We start from the raw sequence: 4696 nt of genomic DNA, 5'->3' as shown, positions 1-4696 counted from the left end.
AATGCAATAAACTTTGTGTAATGAGGGGGCCGGTCGGCTATGTTGTACATAGCAAACAGGGAAAGATCCTTTCCAGGAACCTTTGCGTGCTTGTATTCAGATATGGTTGCTTATTAAAAATGGCAAACTGCTCTTTTCATCCGGTACAGATCCAACACAGGTCGCATCACAGGTTTCATAATTGACGGGATTTTTGACAGTACAGCATTGTAAGGCCCGCATGTTGCGGTAATTGGGTAAAGCTTTCCATAGGAAAATATTAAGATTACAAAAAAGGATACGGGTATCATTAGTTCGTCCTGAAAAAATTCTTAGAATTGCTCACATGACTCAACGGAACAAATCTACTAGGCAAAAGTAGATAAACTATACCTGCGCGATTGTCGTTATCATTCAATGCATATGTAGTATTTACACTACATTTCTTTCCAATCTGACTGAACACTTCTAAAAAAAATCCCAGGAACGCTGTACCACTGCGTCCCTGGGTAACCGACTGTCCATTAGAGTGCATTGCACTCATTTTATTAATCCCTATCCTATGAAAACTTATTGAACAAATGCAAAGTGGTTTTACCGGTATTCTTTCAGGGCTGCCGGAGTTCCGCAGAAACAAGGTGGTTGCTGATCCTAACATCTTAGTGTCATATCAACACTAAAAATATGGCGGTGTTTTTATGTTACCGGCTCAGATCGACTTTGCAAAAGTAGCAGACGCCTGCTGGTTTTGAGGTAGTACTTCTTTTAGTAGCGTATAGTAAAAAATTTACAATACTGTAATATATATACGAAGAAAAAAACGTTAATTTAGTGGTCGATAAACCGCTATGCCACCTGTGTTCCCTAACCAGCATCTAAAATGATAAATATACTGATAGCAGATGACCACTCGATAGTAAGACTTGGTATGAAACAAATTATCTGCTCTTTGCCCGGCGCCATGCTTGTTACAGAAGCCAGAACATTTGATGAAGCCATTTTCCTTATGGAAGCCCAAAACTTCGACCTGATGATACTGGATATTAATATGCCCGGTGGAAACAACCGCCAGATGATCGATGCCGTGAAACTACGGCAACCGGGTATCAGGATACTGGTTTTTTCTGCTTACGATGAAATACTGTATGCCCTTAACTATATCCAGGCAGGCGCAGATGGTTATATCGAAAAAAATTCTCCGGATGAAGAATTCAGAATAGCCATCAATGCTGTTCTTAAAGGGGAAAAATATATCAGCAGGGCAGTCAGGGATCTGCTGATTGGTAAATTTACGGGGCAACAGGAGCGTTCCAACAACCCCTTCTCGGTGCTTTCTCCCCGTGAAATCGAAGTAATGAACCTGCTTACAAAAGGACTCCCCCTGATAAAAATTGCAGAGATACTCCACTTGCAGCTAACCACCGTGAGCACTTACAAGACACGTATTTTTGAGAAAGTAGGCGTAAAAAATGTGATCGCTTTAATAGAAAAAGCGCAGATGTACCAGGTAGCTACCCATTAATGCGGAGCTGCAGCGATACTTTAGTGCCTCCGTTTACACCAGGATAGGCAAACATTCTGCCGTTGATCAACGTAAGCAACTCCTTTACAAGGATCAACCCTATTCCGGCGCTGTCGTACTGCCCGTTGCCATCCTTTTCCGCGTGATTGATCCAGTCTCTTATTGCCGGCGACATACCGTAGCCGGTATCGGATAAATGTATGGTTAAAACACCTTCACCTCTTTCAGCGGTTAATTCCACTACTCCCCTGGCGGTGTATTTTATGGCGTTATCCAACAGGTTATGCAACACAACCGCCAGTAACAGCTTGTTTACCACAACCGTGGTTCCTGGCGGAATATGATTGATGACGGCTATCTCTTTTGAGCCGGATACCGGTCTGAAGATCTCTATCTTTTCTTCTATCAGCTGGCATATGTCTACCGTATCTTCAGCAAATTCACCTGTCAGGAAAGAGATCCGCATGTAATGGATCAGGTTATCTACCAGGTGATGCATGCGATAAAGGCTGTCGTAAGTAACCGTTTTTATTTCCGTCTCATTTAACACACCGGAAGAGGGTTCATCTTTATTAACCCTGAGCAAAAACCTCAGCGGCGTTTTAATATCATGGGTGATTGCAGCCAGAAGCCGCTTATGCATAAAACTTTGTTTACGCAGCTGTTCATCGGAGTCCTGCAGTATAGTCATTGTTTTCTCCAACTCCCTGGTGCGGCTTGTTACCTTTAGTTCCAATAGCCGGTTCTTCCGCCTTATACTCCTGATATGTATTTTGTATAGTAAGATGATGAGACAGATCAGCGTAGCTAATACTGCCAGTCCGAACCAGAGTCTTTCGTAAAAAGCTTTCTGTACGCTGATGACGAGTACCTTTTCGATATACTGATCTCTCCCGAACCCTTTCAGCTTCCGGATACGGATACGATAATCCCCGGACGATAAAGAAGAGAAAGTGATGGTTTTATCGCTGTTCACAGGTAACCATATCTGTTCTTCCTGCCGGTCATCTTTCTCCAGTGAATAATAAAACTGCAGGTTCCTGGGATCGCCAAAGTAGGGAGAGCTGATATGTAACCGGAAAGTTTGAAAATTATTGGGCAGATTAAATTGTGCGGAGGCCTCTGTTACTTTCAGGTTATGCTCCACCCAGTCTACATATATTCCTTTGTCCGGCATCTCCATCCGGATAGCAGACGGCGTAAACTGCACCAGCCCATCCAGCGATGGCAAAGAAATATCGCCGTCGTCATACTCAAAGGCACAGGGTTCACAGCCGCCGTTAAACTCGTTCGTATTAAAGCCCTGGTCCTTTCCGAAATAATAGTAGTATACATCGTGCTGCTTTCCATCTGCAAAATCAAGTGCATCCTGCCTCCTGATCCTGAATAACCCTTTATTTGTAGTGAGCCAGAAATAGCCCTGGTCGTCTTCCGTAATACAATGAGTGGTAGCCATATACCGCTGCCGGTCCTGCGGCAGGGCCACCAGCCGTTCATTCCGGTAAAGAAAAACGCCCTTGTTATATGTAGTAATCCAGACTTCTCCCCGTTTGGGAATATAGATACTTCGTATATGCCCTTCTTCCAGCCCCCTGATAGTGTCGGTACGTCCTGACGGCAAATGTACCCTGTATAGCCCTTTGCCTGTGCCCACCCATAAAATGCCTGTTCCCGGTTTTCCCTCTTTCAGGTAGGTAACATCATCAACCGCGGCAGGAAGAAAATGTAATGGCTGCTTTAGATCAGCCGTTTTCAGATAGTACAGTCCGGGATATTTCCCGCCCACCCATAAATTTCCATCAGGATCGATGCAAATCTGGCTAACGAGGTACGGTAATTCAATCTGGCGCAACATCTGGCTGAAATCCGGTGATACCGCCATTAACGTTTTTCCACCTCTCCCCCAGTATCTTCCCTGGCTATCACGGACCAGTGTATATTTCTCCATCGTATTTTCCCTGTTGAACGACGACGGCAGCCAGCTATATTTTCCTTTTTGATTAAAGACGAGCCCGGAAGATGTTACCACCGCATTGCCCGGGAAAGGTGCCTGTGCATAAAATACTTCCGCTTCTGAAGTATCAGATTTACGCACTATAAATTGTTGCCTGGTAGCAATATAGAAGCCCTTTGTGGAACTTCCCAGGAAAACCCGGTTGTTAAGCTGATCGTAATAGATGGAAGAAATGTAGTTCCGGTGTAAATCGAAATCACGCAGCACCAGCGAACTACGTATACCCACGCCCGGTTCTATCTCTAACTGGTAACAATTTTTATCCGTATAAATAAAAACCTGGTGCGCCGCCAGGTTCCAGAACAATTCCATTTTACATTTAGTAAAAGCAGGGTCAGACAATACATCTCCTATAAGCGGTACTTTTACAGGCTGCCCGTTTTCCCATCCCGTGATGTGTCCATCCCTGTTAAGGTAGAAAAGCCTGCCACTGTAAACAAACAAACGCAACAGGTCGAGCTGGGGCTGTATAATGCGATACGCCAGCTTCCCCTGCTTCACAAGGGAAATGGTATCACGATATACAGCAAAATAACTTTCTTTATCCAACGGCATCACAACCGGACGCTCCTTTGCAAAATGCGCGGCATAGTCATCAGGCCATCCCCTCATGGGGTAGTAGTCGTTATTGAGGGCAGCATACCGCTGGTATTTATATCCAGGCAGCTCCGTGCCCATGTGCTTTACCGTACTCTCTGTAACTGTTAATATTTCCCCCTGGTCGGTTTCTACCGTTATAGCAGTATCATTGGGATGAACCCTGGCCATCCTGCTGCTTTTCAAGCCAGGCACGTTATCGCTGTTAAAATTGAGAAAGTAGTTGCCATCAAACCTTGTTAACCCGTTTTCCGTGGCCAGCCACAGGAAACCATTCTTATCGGGCACAATAAATTTGACGCTGTTTTGCGGCAGACCATCATCATCAGTAAAACGCCTGACAAAATAATGCACAGATGTGTCCATTGAAACAACAGACTCCGCTGGCATGAAGTTCAATAAAAACAGGTTGAGACAAAAAATAAGGTTCATCTTGGCAATAAAAACACTTCAACACGACAATACAATATCACAACAATACAACTTCATCCGTAATATTATATATATCCGATAAAGATATACAATATTTACTTGTCATACCCTGTAGGTTGCCGGATAACTTCCGCGAATACATTTATTTTATT

The 4696-nt window shown here is 44.1% G+C and carries 2 protein-coding genes; one reads left to right on the top strand and one right to left on the bottom strand.

Annotation, left to right across the window (positions count from 1 at the left end; genetic code table 11):
- Positions 1-859: 859 nt before the first annotated feature.
- The gene (locus tag PV783_RS17900) at positions 860-1501 is read left to right on the top strand and encodes a response regulator (RefSeq protein ID WP_111580590.1); all 642 of its coding nucleotides are present in this window, start codon (positions 860-862) and stop codon (positions 1499-1501) included.
- Here PV783_RS17900 and PV783_RS17895 read toward each other — a convergent pair.
- Positions 1491-4544 carry a two-component regulator propeller domain-containing protein gene (locus PV783_RS17895; RefSeq protein ID WP_420989022.1) on the bottom strand — a complete coding sequence of 1018 codons (3054 nt, stop codon included), beginning with the start codon at positions 4542-4544 and terminating at the stop codon, positions 1491-1493. The two genes, PV783_RS17900 and PV783_RS17895, sit on opposite strands and share 11 nt — an antisense overlap.
- Between the last annotated feature and the right edge of the window lie 152 nt (positions 4545-4696).

It is taken from the genome of Chitinophaga sp. CC14 (assembly GCF_048957795.1).
Taxonomy (GTDB): Bacteria; Bacteroidota; Bacteroidia; order Chitinophagales; family Chitinophagaceae; genus Chitinophaga; species Chitinophaga ginsengisegetis.
This window is presented reverse-complemented; position numbering and strand designations above follow the sequence as displayed.

Coding starts and splice junctions, on each gene's coding strand:
- PV783_RS17900 (WP_111580590.1), top strand. CDS start 860: ATGATAAATATACTGATAGCAGATGACCACTCGATAGTAAGACTTGGT.
- PV783_RS17895 (WP_420989022.1), bottom strand. CDS start 4,544: ATGAACCTTATTTTTTGTCTCAACCTGTTTTTATTGAACTTCATGCCA.